This is a genomic window from Paenibacillus silagei (genome assembly GCF_017874735.1).
Classification (GTDB): Bacteria; Bacillota; Bacilli; order Paenibacillales; family Paenibacillaceae; genus Paenibacillus_AQ; species Paenibacillus_AQ silagei.
In genome coordinates this window covers 381374-395901 of the sequence record NZ_JAGGLV010000003.1, presented here as the reverse complement: position 1 = coordinate 395901, position 14528 = coordinate 381374, and the positions used below count along the sequence as shown (strand labels likewise).

11 protein-coding genes are annotated in these 14528 nt (G+C 54.3%); 1 reads left to right on the top strand and 10 read right to left on the bottom strand.

Features of this window, described 5'->3' with window-relative positions:
- Positions 1–7 precede the first annotated feature (7 nt).
- The 3 genes from J2Z70_RS07125 to J2Z70_RS07115 are packed head-to-tail and all read right to left on the bottom strand — an operon-like array spanning position 8 to position 3472.
- Positions 8–1576 (bottom strand): extracellular solute-binding protein, encoded by a 1569-nt coding sequence (locus tag J2Z70_RS07125; protein WP_209870929.1) that lies wholly within the window; start codon positions 1574–1576, stop codon positions 8–10.
- A gap of 42 nt (positions 1577–1618) precedes the next feature.
- Positions 1619–2488 carry a carbohydrate ABC transporter permease gene (locus J2Z70_RS07120; protein WP_209870928.1) on the bottom strand — a complete coding sequence of 290 codons (870 nt, stop codon included), beginning with the start codon at positions 2486–2488 and terminating at the stop codon, positions 1619–1621.
- 15 nt (positions 2489–2503) lie between these two features.
- Positions 2504–3472, bottom strand: a complete 969-nt coding sequence (locus J2Z70_RS07115; protein ID WP_209870926.1) for an ABC transporter permease — start codon at positions 3470–3472, stop codon at positions 2504–2506.
- A 261-nt stretch (positions 3473–3733) separates the two neighbouring features.
- On the opposite strand from J2Z70_RS07115, the gene J2Z70_RS07110 reads away from it, so the two are divergent.
- The gene (locus J2Z70_RS07110; protein ID WP_209870925.1) at positions 3734–6025 is read left to right on the top strand and encodes a helix-turn-helix transcriptional regulator; all 2292 of its coding nucleotides are present in this window, start codon (positions 3734–3736) and stop codon (positions 6023–6025) included.
- Between the two features lie 41 nt (positions 6026–6066).
- Here the strand turns inward: J2Z70_RS07110 and J2Z70_RS07105 are convergent, their stop codons facing one another.
- The 7 genes from J2Z70_RS07105 to J2Z70_RS07075 form a co-directional block, all read right to left on the bottom strand.
- Positions 6067–6822 carry a MerR family transcriptional regulator gene (locus tag J2Z70_RS07105; RefSeq protein WP_209870923.1) on the bottom strand — a complete coding sequence of 252 codons (756 nt, stop codon included), beginning with the start codon at positions 6820–6822 and terminating at the stop codon, positions 6067–6069.
- A gap of 296 nt (positions 6823–7118) precedes the next feature.
- On the bottom strand, positions 7119–8003 hold the full coding sequence (locus J2Z70_RS07100) for a CPBP family glutamic-type intramembrane protease (protein WP_209870921.1): 885 nt from the start codon (positions 8001–8003) through the stop codon (positions 7119–7121).
- Between the two features lie 73 nt (positions 8004–8076).
- Positions 8077–10740 carry an ABC transporter permease gene (locus J2Z70_RS07095; RefSeq protein ID WP_209870917.1) on the bottom strand — a complete coding sequence of 888 codons (2664 nt, stop codon included), beginning with the start codon at positions 10738–10740 and terminating at the stop codon, positions 8077–8079.
- The gene (locus J2Z70_RS07090) at positions 10737–11420 is read right to left on the bottom strand and encodes an ABC transporter ATP-binding protein (protein WP_036726914.1); all 684 of its coding nucleotides are present in this window, start codon (positions 11418–11420) and stop codon (positions 10737–10739) included. Before J2Z70_RS07090 ends, J2Z70_RS07095 begins: the two co-directional genes overlap by 4 nt.
- Positions 11421–11502: 82 nt before the next feature.
- Entirely contained in the window at positions 11503–12492 is a 990-nt protein-coding gene (locus J2Z70_RS07085) for a sensor histidine kinase (RefSeq protein WP_209870914.1), read from the bottom strand.
- On the bottom strand, positions 12479–13165 hold the full coding sequence (locus tag J2Z70_RS07080; protein ID WP_209870911.1) for a response regulator transcription factor: 687 nt from the start codon (positions 13163–13165) through the stop codon (positions 12479–12481). Before J2Z70_RS07080 ends, J2Z70_RS07085 begins: the two co-directional genes overlap by 14 nt.
- 83 nt (positions 13166–13248) lie before the next feature.
- Entirely contained in the window at positions 13249–14490 is a 1242-nt protein-coding gene (locus J2Z70_RS07075; RefSeq protein WP_209870908.1) for an MFS transporter, read from the bottom strand.
- Between the last annotated feature and the right edge of the window lie 38 nt (positions 14491–14528).

The following is a 14528-nucleotide window of genomic DNA, read 5'->3' as shown; positions in this document are numbered from 1 at the left end:
TACCCGGTTAGTTGCTGCTCAATTGAATATTCTGAACACGGTCATACGCTTCCTTGTACGTTGCCAGCAGCTTGTCCACGCCCAGATTGTTGATCTCCTCAACATATTTATCCCAGTCTGCCAGCTTGCGGGAGCCAGTCACGAACTTGGCGAAGCTCTCATCGCGGTGCTTCTTGATCGCCTGTCCGGTGATCGAGATGACTTCATTCTCCTTCTCGGTGAAGGCCGGACGCGGCTGCATGTTGGCCGGATCGTATTTGACGGCTTCTTCATAGGCGTGCTTCAGGTCATCCGAGAACAGGGACAGATGGGCATTGAAGTCAATCCACGTATAGGTTCCACTGGTCTGAAGTCCCGTTGCTTTCCGCATTTCAATCACATCGGTGAATTCCGGCTTGAACTTGATCGTATCGCCTTCCTTCACATACGTCTCGCCTTCCACACCCCAGCTGCTGAGCGTGCGGCCGTCTTCCGAATAGAAAAAGTCCATATAATTCATGATATCTTCGATATTCTTCGAGGTCGAAGCAACCGTCAGACCGCCCTCCATGTAATGGAAGTAAGGATTCAGCTGCTTGCCGCCTTCAAGCCCTGCGGGAGGAGCCAAGAACTGCATATTGAACTCAGGATTCTCCTTGCGCATTGCATTATTGAAGAAGTCCACCCGGCTGATATAATCCACGGTTACAAAAGACTTGCCGGTAGACACCATGTCCTGCCACTGCTTGGTCTGCAGCGAGAGGAAGTCCGGCGGAATCAGCCCTTCATCATAGAATTGCTTCCACATGCCGACCATTTCCTTGTAGCTGTCCTCTGTCGGCCCATAGCGCCATTCTTTTGCATCGAAATCGTAGTAAGCCCCTTCGCCCGTTCCATAGTTGACTGTCATATTCGTGTTCATCTCATCGGGGATCTGTCCGTAACGGAGCGACAGCGGGTAGCTGTCCGGGTATTTCGCCTTCAGCGTCTTCAGAGCCGTGTGCAGCTCATCATAAGTCTTGGGAGCCTGAATGCCTTCCTTCTCAAAAACATCCTGGCGGTACATCCAGATCATCCGGTTCGTCTCCCCGAAGCCCTGGTTCGGGAACATATACATCTTGCCGTCAGCGGAGAGCGCCGCCTTCGCCTCATCCGGGTATTGCTTCATCCAGGCGGTCAGATTCGGCAGCTTGTCCATGTATTCCATCAGGTCCACGAGTGCTCCCTGCTGACCGAATTTGTTCGATTCCTTGCGGTTGGGCATATACATCAGATCCGGCAGCGCATTGGAGGCCACCGCGAGATTTAACGCTTCAGCCAGCTTCCCGGATGGTGTCTGCACCTCCAGCGTGACGCCGGTCTGATCCTTGATCCAACCCCAGACCGGCCAGTCCTTGGAATATGGGAAGGTGGCATTGTTGTCCAGCAGTGCGGTGAAGGTGTGAGCCTGCTTCGCTTCCGAAGTGGCCGGAGAAGCTTCTCCTCCAGGTGCAGCCGTAGCCGCAGGCGAAGCGGGATTGTTATTGCCCCCGCTGCAGCCGCTCACCAGTATTGCCGCTGCCGCGAGGGGCAGCATTACAGACTTCCATTTGTTCATTCTTCATCTCTCCCTTAAGTAGTAGTTATGGTTCAGACCGGTTCAGCCCTTCACTGCACCGATCATGGCGCCTTTGACAAAATACTTCTGAACAAACGGATATACCGTGAGTATCGGCAGCGTAGAGACCATAATCGTTGCATATTTGAGCGACTCTTCAACGACCTGGTTGTCTCCCCCGATCCCGGTCACATCCCCCGAGCTTGCGCTTCCCGCCAGCACCAGATTGCGGAGCAGCACCTGTAGCGGGAACAAATCCGGGGTGCGCAGATACAGGAGCGGATAGATGAAGTTATTCCACATGCCCACTGCGTAAAATAAAGCAATAGTGGCGAAGGAAGCCTTCGACAGCGGAATGATGATGCGCATGAATATCCCGATATCATTCAACCCGTCGATGCGCCCGGATTCCTCCAGCTCCTTGGGAATGCCCGAGAAGAAAGTACGCATCAGAATCAGATTCCAGGTGCTGACCGCGCCCGGCAGGACCATGCCCCAAACGGTATCGACCATATTCAGGGAGCGGACCACGAGGAAGGTCGGGATCATCCCGCCGCTGAAGAACATCGTCACGACGATCAGCATCGTAAAGGTCTTGCGCAGCGCCATATCCCGGCGGGAGAGCGCATAGGCCCCGGTAGACGTAACCACCAGCGAGATCAGCGTGCCGAGCACGGTGTAGATCAGCGTGTTTTTATAGGCCGTCCAGATCTTCGGGTCTCCAAGCACCAGCTCGTACATCTTCACATTGAAGCCCTTGGGCCAGAACGAGACCGTGTTCTTGATCACATTGATATCGCTGCTCAGAGACACCGCCAGCATGTGCAGGAACGGATAGAGCGTAATCACCACAACGATCAGCAGAAAGAACGTGCTGACAATATTAAACAAGGATATTCTCGGTGATCTCATCACCACACCTCTTCTCTACCATAGACTTGTCTCACTGACGCGGCGGCTGATGTAATTGGCGCTATAGATGAAGATCAGGCTGATAATCCCCATGAACAGGTCAATGGACGCACCATAGCTGAAGTTCCCCTGTTCCATCCCGACCCGGTACACATACGTGCTGATGATGTCAGCTGTATCATAGATCGCCGGGTTCTGCATGAGGAATACCTTCTCGAAGCCAATCTCCAGCACCTTGCCGATATTCAGAATCAGCGTGATGACAATCGCGGGTGAGATGCCGGGCAGCGTGACATGCCATATTTTGCGCATCCGGCTGGCCCCGTCCATGTCGGCTGCTTCATAGAGCTGGGGATCAATCGCCGTTAATGCCGCCAGATAGATGATGGTCTCCCAGCCGATATGCTGCCAGATTTCCGAGAGAACATAGATCCCCCGGAACATCCCCGGCTCATTCATGAAGTTAACCGGTCCGATCCCGAACGTGCCCAGCAGATTGTTAATCAGGCCGCCTGTCGGCGACAGGAACATAATCACCATGCTCGCCACAATGACATTCGAGATGAAATGCGGAAGATAGCTGACGGTCTGCACGAATTTTTTGAACGCAGCCTTACGGACTTCATTCAGCAGAATCGCCAGGATCACCGGAGCAGGGAAACCGAACACCAGCTTGTACAGACCCAGGAGCAGGGTGTTCTTCATCAGCGGCCAAAAGTCAGGATTCTCAAAAAACATCCGGTAATACTTCAGCCCCACCCAGTCGCTGGCCCAGATTCCTTTAAACAGATTATAATCCTTAAACGTAATGACGAGGCCGAACATCGGCGCATACCGGAAAATCAGATAGTACAGCAGGCACGGCAGGAACAGCAGCCATAGCGTTTTGTTATGGTTCCAGGTCCGCAGCAGACGCCCTTGACGCCGGTAAGGATCTTTCATTTCCTTTCGCAAGTTGTCTTGTACTACACTCGTTTGAGCCATAGGCATTCCCCTCTTGTTCTTAATGATGCAGCTCGCTGAATGTCAGCTAACTTCCCCTCTGCTTCCGGGGTTTGTCTCCGAATTATAGCGGCAAGTCTTTGGGAAGCGCTATCAGCATGTTATATATCTTTTCGCCCTATTTGCGTATTTCCCTAGAATAGCGTATAAATCAGCAAAAGTGCATATTGTGCGTGTCAGCTTTGTGCCGCTATGATAGGATAAAACGATAACCAAGCGGCTGCACCTGAAGGGGGAATACATATGAAGAGACCGCTTACCAGCCAATTTGCCCTTAGCGGCCTGTTCGTCAAGCTCATGCTCAGCTTCCTGAGCGTCATCCTGCTGCTGGCTTCATTCAATCTGTTCTCTCATCTATATCTTAGCGGGAAGGTCTATCAGGAGGTGGTCCGGCAGAACGAGCAGAGTCTGAAGCAGACGGTGGAAGGGTACGAGAATCACTTCCGGCTGACGCAGAATATGATTCTGGCGCTGACCCAGTCGGATACGTGGACAGCCAACCTGGGCATTCTCAGCCATCTGAAGGAGAACCGGCGGTATGATATTCTCAGCGAGGTCAAGTCGGATCTGATGACGCTGTACGGGAATCCTTTTATGCACATTGAGAATTTCATTCTGTACTTCAAGGCGGAGGACTATGTTCTTGAGAAAGAGGGACTGAGTACCGCGGCCGACATGTTCGGCAAATATTATTACAGCGGGGAGTATCCGGCGGACTTCTGGAGCGGCCAGACCATGGACAACCAGTATCTGAAGGTCCTCCCTGCCGCCTCTTTTACGGAAACAACAATGAGCTCCACGCGTGCGCTCGGGCGGCTGATGCCGGTTATGATCAAGGCTATTCCTTATGAAGAGGTCTACGGCATTGTGATGCTGAATCCACAGCGGCTGGAGCAGGCGTACGGGGATGCCGGGAAGAATCCCTTCTATATAATGGATGCGCAGGACCGGCTGCTCTTCTCCACCGCAGAGACGGGGCTGCCAGCTCTGGAGTATGCAGTGAATACAAGCGCTCATGAGCGGATCGGGGACAAGTATTATTTCTATCAAAAAGGGGCGCAGACCGGCTTCACCTACGTCCGGGTCACCGAGGTTGCCGCCATCGCGAGCGGGCTGCGCGGCATGCGGCTGCTGCTCGCGGTTCTGCTCGCTGCTGCGGTGCTGGTCAGCCTTCTGTTCTCGCTCCTGTTCAGCTACCGGCTGAACCAGCCGCTCCAGCGCCTGATCGCCGCGTTCGACCGCAAATCCGGCAGCGTCCCCGGCAAGGTGAGCAGCGTCAAGGAGTTCGCCATTATCGGCGACCGCCTAAGCTCCATCCTGGAGAACAACCGGTTCATCCAGAACGATCTGGCGCACAAGAATTCGCTGGTCCGCCAGTATGCTTATACCCATAAGGTAAAAAATATTCCGCTGAACGCAAGTCTGAATGAGCTGGAGGATGCCCTGCATTCCGAACGGCCGTATGCCTCCATCCTGTTCAAGCTCAGCTTCACCCGCCTGCCGGAGGAGCCGGAGAAGCATACGCTGGCGTTATGGCAGCTGATTCAGCGCCTCTTCACCGGGGAGGAATCCGAGAATGTCGCCTTGCAGCCAGAGCAGGATCTGCTCTTGCTGCTGCTCTTCGATCCCGGTCCGCAGAGCGCCATTCTTCAGGTGCTGAGCACTTTGCAGGAGCTGCTGGCAGAGGAGCATTCCCTCTACCTCACGATAGCGGTCAGCCCGGTGTATTCGGGGGAAACCCCGTTTACCGATGCTTACCACAACCTGTCCGAGCTGCTGAAGGAACGCAGACTGAACGGGGAGACACAGATCATCGTGGAGCCGCGGGCCTCGTCAGCTAAGGCGTTTCATCTGAAGGTCACCCATGGAGAAGAGCTGCATAACCTGCTGCAGTCCGGCAGCGAGGAGGCGGTGTTCGGGTGGCTGGACCGCCAGCTGGAGCAGCTGCAGAATAAGGATGCCGCTGCGGAGGATTTCCGGGCTTTTGCTGCGGGAGTGGCAGAACAGACAAGCAAGACCGTCATGAAGCTGAATCTGCCGGAGCTTGAAATGGGGCTGGTCGCGGCCCTGTCCGGCGAGCCATTCGCCGCCTTCTATTCCACGCAGCAGTATAGTGAATGGCTCCAGGAGCTGGTGACTCCTGTGCTTGCGGCGGTCCGCAGCGGCTCGGAGACCCGGGACCCGGTCATCAGCTTCGTGCTGGAGTATCTGGACAAGCATTACGGTGAGGATATCAATCTGAACATTGTAGCCGACAAGCTGAATCTGACCTCCGGCTATCTGTCGAGCATCTTCAAGGAGAAGACCGGTATCAACTTCAGTGAATACCTCAACACACTGCGGATCGAGCGGGCCAAGGAGCTGCTGGTGAATATCGACCTGCGCATCCAGGATATCGCGCTTCAGGTCGGCTACCAGAATGTGAACTCGTTCATCCGCATGTTCAAGCGTGCCTCTGGCCTGACTCCGGGCGAGTACCGGAAGCGGGTTGGCGGGGATAATCAGGGGCTGGGTTCGGCGTCTGGGGAGGAATAAACAAGCGTGCCCCATTACAGGCACGCTTCATGGAAAAACGATTAAGGGCGGGGATCTTCCCCGCCCATATAAATGCGGATGATCGCATCCATATACTGCATGACATCGGTTGTCATTCCGTACACCCGTGCAGACTGGTCCTCCTGCGGAGTAATGTAGTCCCAATATTTTTGGATCAGCTGCTCGTCTCCGCCAAACATTTTATCGGCGTATTCAATAATTGAGGATGCAAGCTGCTGCGCTGCTGGCGAATCGGGCGGCTCTGCCAGCAGTCCCTTAACCCGCCTGAGAATATCGGCCCACTCCATAGCCAGCGGATTGCTTACATCGTTGATCGGCAGCAGCTCGAGTTCCTCCGGTGAGAAATACTGCTGTCTCAGCTCTTTGCCCTGCGGAGGCTGTTCAAGCTCACGGATAAATCCAAGCATCTCGTCTATATTCACCTGCTCGCTTGCCCTCATGGCGTACAGAGTGGAATACAGCAAATGCTCTACCGCTTGCAATTTCTCCTGCTGCTGCTTCACGAAGGCCATCTGCTGCGTAAGTGCCCGGCTCCAGACGGCAACATTGTTGTGAGCCACTTCACCTTTGTCGAGGACAATCTTGATCTCACTCAGTTTAAAATGCATATGTTTCAGCACAGCAATCTTCTGCAGCCTTAAAATATCATTCTCACTATAAGAGCGGTACTGGTTGCCGGTATTCCTGTCCGGCTGGAGCAGTCCCATCTTTTCATAATAATGCAAGGTGCGGACAGACACGCCGGTTAGCTTGGACAGCTGCCCTACGGTATACATCGGCTTCCCTCCAAATAGGAATATTATTGGCTATAAGAAGCACTTAAGAGTTGAACTTGAAGCTTCATCGTCACTGCGGTGAACATTTGGACTTCCGGCCGCTGTTAGGTTTGGATTTCCTAATTTATACCGCTGAATGCGGTAGAAATCCAAACCTAAAGGCGGTCGCTGACGCTCCTACAGTTCCAAATTTCCCCTCCGCTTCTTTTTCTTTTAGTTTATTACTTTAGTGCTTCTTATATAGAAGGTTTGGCACAGTAAATCATCCGGCATTGGCATGCCCGGATGATGGTTTATTACTGCGAGGCTGTCCGCAGACGCCGCCGGCGCCACAGATTGAGCAGTACCAGCAGCACAGCGCTGCCGACAATGATTATACCAAACTGGATCACAACGGGACCGGTCCCTGTCTCCAGCTCAGTGTATGTCAGCAAGCGCCGATCCTGCTGCAGGATAACGAACCGCGCAATTTCCAGATAGGCCACATGAAAGCCGATGGAAGCCCACAGTGATCCGGTCAAGCTGCGCCATAGCTGAAGCATCGTGCCATAACATAACAGCATAATCACATATTCTGCGTTAATGCTGCTTCCGCGGCCTATTCCGCTCCAGGCTTGCAGCTGGTTCACCGTAACCGGCACCAGCACAAACAGCAGCACCTGAGCGCCGTAAGCTGCGAAGGCAGGCAGGCGCAGCCGTAAGCCGCTGTATACAATCCCTCTCATTGACAATTCCTCCGGCAGCGCCTCGTACAGGAAGGCAATACATGTATTGAAGGCTACAGCCAGCAGCAGGTCCATAGAGAAATGCCAGGCTGTAATGGTGGTCCAGCCCAGCGCACCCGTAATTATGAAGCCCAGTCCACCCATCAGCAAGGCTGACGCTGCACCGCCCAGCATATGCAGGAACGCAGCCGGTGTCAAGGGCAGCAGTCTGGCGGTCAGGCGGAACCGGCGCTGAATCAGATAGACCGCGGGCACAATAAGCAGCGCTGCGGTCATAGCCTGGACGACAGCAATGGTGTTGTCCGCCCCGCCAGAAGCACGAACGGCGTTCCCGGCAACCGTAGCCGTGAACAGACCCAGCGTCATGGCCAGCCACCCAAGCACTGTAATCGCCAGCCAGCTGCGGGCTGATCCCCGGCCATCGTTGTGTCTTGCAGGTAGTGTTATTCTATCCATTGTGCATCCCTCCTGCCCCCATTGTAAACCCTCCAGTATACGTCAGGGTCAAGCTTGGGATCGATGGGATCGCCTAAGTCATATCATCCCGCAGCGCATCAATGATATTCTCCCGCTTGATTGTGCTGACCGAATACAGCATGGTGACGAATACGATCAGGAGCACGCTGAACACGCTGATTTCGATGCTGATCCAAGGGAAGACATAGTCAATCTGGTCCGCCCCGCCGATGAGCATGCCCCGGTAGATCAGCCAGGAGGAGGCCAACCCAATGGGAAGCCCGAACAAGAGCGCCCTCATGCCATAGAAGGCACACTCGAAATTCATCATCCGCTGGAAATTGCGGTCGGACATCCCTATAGAGCGGAGCATCGCAAGCTCCCGGCGGCGCAGCTTGATGTTCGTCGAGATCGTGTTGAACACATTGGCAATCGCGATCAGCGAGATCATGATAATGAAGGTATAGGCGAACACGTTGATGATGAATATCGTATTGCGGCTCTCATCCATCATCGCATACACATTATACAGCTTATATTCATCCGTAATTTGCGCACCCTGGATCGTCTTCTCCATCTCCGCGACCGACTGTGCCGGATGCTTGGAACGAAAGGTCAGGCCCTTCACTGCCGGCGGACTGTCCGCCGTCTCAAACTTGCCGATGAGTGAATAAGGAGCGATTATCCGGAAGAAGAACGGTTGACTAGAGGCGGGGCTTCCTGTAACTGGCAGGGTATCCGGCGGTACAGTCTCTACGAACGTAACCGTTACGTCATGCCCCTGCCCAATCTTCGACCCTCCCTCTGATTCGGGGGCAATGGTCAGGGTAGAGGATGAACGCTTGAACAAATTACGGAACTCGTCAGCCTCCTTCAGCCGCTTATCGTCGGCAGGACTCATCGATTTGGCAACGGCGAGGAACTTGGCGTCCGGACCTGTATATTCCGCTGCGGACAAGCCCAGCCCTTCGAGAATCTTCAGATAAGCGCTGTCATCCAGAAATTGCAGATCTACGGGCAGCGTTGCCTGCTCATCCGACCGGCCCGGCGAAGGAGCACCTGTTTTTCCTGCATTTCCTGCTTTTCCATCATTGACTGCTTTCCCCGAGTCCCCCTCTGTGCCCCAATAGGCATCCGAGAGCTCGCTTGCCTGGGCTGTCCCCGTCACTTTCAGCAGCGTCTGGTAAGAGCTCTCATAGATGCCGCCTGCGGTTCTGAGCTTGTCGTAGAGCGCCAGCATTTCACTGTCTTTCATAGTTGGTGTGGCGAAGCCGATATCATAGGTGGTGAACGCTACTGCCTGTTCCGACATCTGCTTCAAATCAGTGACAAAAGCGCTGGCCGATATAAACAGCACGACGCTTAACATGAGCGACAGCACAATGCTGCGGTAGCGTTTCTTGTTTCTTTTGAAATTCTTAAGTGCAAGGGTGCCTTCGAGACCGTAGATACGCTGCGCCCGGCTGGACGTCTTCACGGCCTTGGCTTCAACCTTGACCTCGTTCGTCTGGCGGATACTCTCCATCACGGGAGTGCCTGCCGCCTTCCTGGCCGGAATGTAGGCCGAGATCAGAATCGTAACCATACTTAGCGCTGCCGCACACACAATGGCCGGAACAGACACTTTCAAGCTCAGCGGTACACCGGAATAGAGAATATTCCCGAAGTTCCTGGATACGGCCATTAGCACAAGTCCCATGCTGCCTATTCCCAAGAGAATGCCAGCCGGTATTCCGGCCGCACCAATACACAGACCTTCGAACAGCACAGAGTTACGCAGCTGCTTCGCTGTGGCTCCCACCGATGAGAGAATGCCAAACTGGCGTGTGCGCTCATTCAGGGAGATGGTGAAGGCGTTGTAGATCATGAAGATCGAACCGGCCACAATAATAAAAGCGACGATCCCACCAACCGTGTACAGTAGAGCAGTTAGCAACCCGCTGCTTGAGACGCCCATGAAGCGCAGCACATTATCGTTGTAGATGTAAGCATGGCCTGAAGCGGTGCTGCTTGCGTAAGCCTTCACTTCACGCGGATGCTTCAGGGTAACATATAAGCTGAAGCTGTCCGCCCGCTCTGACGGATCGGCTCTGGTAATCAGGGTATAGCCTGGTGCAGTGGATTCCTCAAAAGCAGGCCTTGCGCAGATTCCGACGACCTTATAGGTTCGCTCTGCACGGGGCACCAAAACTTCAGCGGCCTTATCCGCCTGATAGGCATCATGCTGGTTCAGCCGCTGGTTGCCGTTCATCCGGTCTCCCACAGCCAGTGTGAGCATGTCGCCTTCCGCGAACTTGATCCCGCCGTTCGCCGCCAGATGTGACGGGACTAGAATCTCACTGCTGTTATCCGGCATTCGGCCGGAGACCAGAGTGACGGGCAGGGTACCGGGGGAAGCTTCGTCTTCACTTACGCCAGCAATGAACAGATAAGGCTTATCCGGGTTCTTGCCGCCGCTAAGTGCCGCATAGCCAATATTTTCGAAGGATGCTGTACGGGCTACGGCCTGATCGTGTGTCCGTTCCTGCAGGAAGGAGGAATCCACCGCCGGGAACCCGATGTGCCAGCCGCCGTATTTGGCAATGGAGCCCTTGATCATATAGCTCTGCAAGGATACGGCGAAGGTGGAGACAGCAGTGATCATAGCAGTGGATAGGATTACTCCGATAATCGTTACAATGGTCCGCGTGCGGCTTTTTTTGAGGCTCTGGAGGGTAACCTTATTGAAAATATTCATGGCCGTACCCGTTCGTCCCGCACAACCCGGCCGTCTGAGATGCCGATAATCCGGTCTGCCTGGAGGGCAATATTCTCGTCATGCGTAACGATGAGTAGGGTCTGCCTATACTTCTGATTACTTAATTTCAGCAGATTAATAATCTCATGTCCATTCCGGCTGTCCAGACTGCCTGTGGGTTCATCCGCCAGCATGACCGCCGGGGCATTCATCAGTGCGCGTCCGATGGATACCCGCTGCTGCTGTCCGCCCGAGAGCTGATTTGGCAGATGCGTTCTCCGGTCCGTCAGCCCCAGCAGCTCAAGCAAATCGTTCAGCCGCTCCTCGTTGACCTTGCGTTTGTCCATCAGAATCGGCAAGGTGATATTCTCCACCACATCCAGCGTGGGAATCAGATTGTGGAACTGGTAGATCAGCCCGACCTGCCGCCTGCGGAAGATCGCCAGTTTGTCATTGCTCTGCGCATATACATCCTGTCCGTCCAGATAAACGTTGCCGCTTGTCGGCACATCGACTCCGCCGATGATGTGAAGCAAGGTAGACTTCCCGGAGCCGGAGGAGCCGATGATCGCCGTGAACTCCCCCTTCTCAATCGTCAGAGACACTTCGTCCAGCGCTGTAACCCGGTTATCTCCCTTCCCGTAGACCTTGCTCAGCTTGTCAATTCTCAAAAACTCCATGCTGCAATTCTCCCTTCACCTGATCTATCCCTATCATAGAGCCGTAAGCTTACATCTCTGTGACTTTCAGGTGAGAGATCCGTCACTTAGGGAAACGAAGCCTGAAGAGCGCACCGCCTTGCGGGTGATTATGTGCGGTAACGGTACCTCCCTGCCGGGTGATAATCATTTTGCAGAGGGCAAGTCCGATTCCGTACCCTGCATGATTAGGGTTACTGCCGCGATAGTAGCGGTCGAACAGCCGGGGGATTTCTTCCTTGCTGAAGCCCGGGCCGTTGTCATGTACTATCAGCTCGGTATACAGCGGATTGTCTGTGCAGACCAGCTCAATCATCCCGTTCTCCCCTGCGCTTTCCAGGCAATTCTTCAGGATATTCTGGATCGCTTCCGGAAGCCAGGCCGGATCGCCTTGGATCACTACTCCTGAAGGGCAATCGATCCTTAAGTCTACATTGCGCAGCTCCATCTGGATCAGGAACGGACGAACAGCGGTGCGGAGCAGGTCGTTAACGGCGATAGGCCCGCTTTGAAATACAACAATACCCGCATCCAGGCGGGATAGCCTGAGCAGAGAGGTAATCAGCCAATCCATCTGCATCAGCAGTTCCTCGGTCTCCCGTATAAAAGCTTTCCGCTCGTCTTCCGCAGGACTATTCGCAAGCAGCGTCATAATCAGGTTCACCGAGGTGAGCGGGGTACGGAGCTGGTGGGCGATGTCAGCCAGGGAATCGGCAAGATGGCCCTTTTCCTTAATCAGCTCGCGGTTCTGATCGCGGATGCGCTGCGTCATTTTGGTAATCTCGCTATGTAAGATGGATAACTCGCCCTCTTCCGAATCAGCGATGAACAGATGGTCCGCATTATGCAGCACCCGGTCAATTTCATCGGACAATCTCGCCAGGCTCCTGTATCTGGCACGGGTAAATCCAACGAACGCTGTGCCAAAAGTAGCAGTGCAGCCTATGGCCAGGACGCCCGCTGCCGTGTTCATGACGAATCCAGCCGTTACAGCGGCGGCGGCGAGGAGGACGAACACCACGGCAAACTGCCGGACCTCTCTATTGCGCAGCATCGCTGCCCCCCAGCCGGTATCCCGTCCCCCGCACCGTCAGGATGATCTTCGGGCTTGCCGGATCGCACTCGATCTTCTCCCGCAAGCGCTTGATATATACAGTCAGCGTATTGTCATTAACAAATTCGCCCGCTGCGTCCCACAATTCATCCAGCAGTCTGCCCCGTGTAATAATGGTTCTGGGATTGTTCACAAATACGAGCAGCAGCCGGTATTCCAGCGCGGAGAGGAATACCTCCCGGCCGTTTTTTTTCACAACTCCGCTGGCCGGATCAACATGCAGCCCGCCGAGATCAAAAGTAGACCCGGAGCGCCCGCTTTTTCGCAGAGCCGTGCCCATCCGCGCGATCAGCTCCCGTGGCCGGAACGGCTTGGTGATGTAGTCGTCCGCCCCCATATTCAGCCCCGTCACCACACTCGCCTCGTCGCCCGAAGCCGTCAGGAAGATGACGGGAATGTCCTGCTCCTCCTTGATCTCCGTGCATACCGTAAAGCCATTGCCGTCCGGCAATGAGATATCAATCAGCGCCAGGTCAAACATATATCCGTCAAGCGCAGCCGTTGCTTCCTTGCGCGTAGGCGCGTGCGTGACAGTGAACCCCTCCGAGTGAAGCAGCAGCACCAGGTTTCGCGCAATGGCCGGATCGTCTTCAACCAGCAATATTTGTGTCATATTTAAGGGCCTCCGTTGTAGCCTGTTATGTATAAAAAGGTACTCTTATTAAGAGTACCTATAAAGAAATCATTAAATTAATACTAGGCAGCCTGCGCCTGATCCGGCGCCTTATGCTTCATGATCGGTAACATCATAAGTGCACCCAGGAGGAACAGGAGTCCGGCTCCGCTGTAAATGGTACTAAGCGGCAAAGCGCTCTTCAGCGCACCCGAGAAAGACATAGACACCACCATCATCCCGACGAACATCGGATTCAGCACCCCGTTGACCCGGCCGACAATGGAGCTATTAGACCATCTCAGAATCATCGTACTGATCCCGATATGAATACAAGGGAACATCAGCCCGTTCAGGAACTGGATGGTCAGCGTGAGCGGAATGCTTGTCGAGAACCCGACAATGGTCGTACATACGGCACCTGCCAGCATCCCCATGGCGAGCAGCAGCTGGGGCGGAACTTTTTTGGCGAAGGCGGCTACGAGCCCTCCCCCGATCAGCATGGCTGCACCGTTGACCATAAGCATGTATTGCAGGAACTCCTTGCTTCGGCCAAGCCGCTCTGTAACGATGAACAGATTCAGTGCCTGGGCTGCGCCCACGGCAAGTCCCGCCAGTACAAACGCAAGTCCGAGCATCCGCAGCACCTGGCTCTGCCAGACATACCGGAAGCCTTCGGTGAAGTCCTTACGGAATTGCCCTTTCGCCGCAACTGTCCCGGCTTCCATATGATCCTCCGGCAGACGAATAAGCACGAGCGCCGACAGCAGAAAAGCAACGCCCATTACGGCAATGGAGATCTCAAGGCCGAAGGTGCTGTATACGAAAGTGCCTAACATCGGTCCGAGAACCATAAAGATGGCCATCAGCGATTGGAAGAGCGCCATCCCCTGCTGCAGCTGTTCCTCCGGTACATGGAACTTAAATAACCGCATACTGGAAGGCTGGGAGAACTGCGACAGAATGGCCGAGATGAAGGCGACCAGATACACGGATTCCCACGAGCCGAAGTGAATGCTGAGCAGAACGGCGAACACCGATACCGCAGACAGGGAATCGCACCAGATCATCGTCCGCTTCGGGCGCCACCGGTCCGCAAAGGTTCCTCCAATGAAGGAAAAAACAAAGATAGGTGCAAATTCAGCTACGCTGATCAGCGAAATGGCGTAGGGATCATTATTGGTCCGCTCCGCAACATAGAGCAGAATCGCGAAATTACGCACCCAGATCCCGATCTGCAGCAGCACGCTGGATAATAAAATCGTCTGCAGAAAGCGATTACGGAACAGGCTTGCTGAATTTGCGCTTTGGTCATGCTGATTCAATCGTTTAACCCCCTATTTATCGATAAAATACGCTCAGC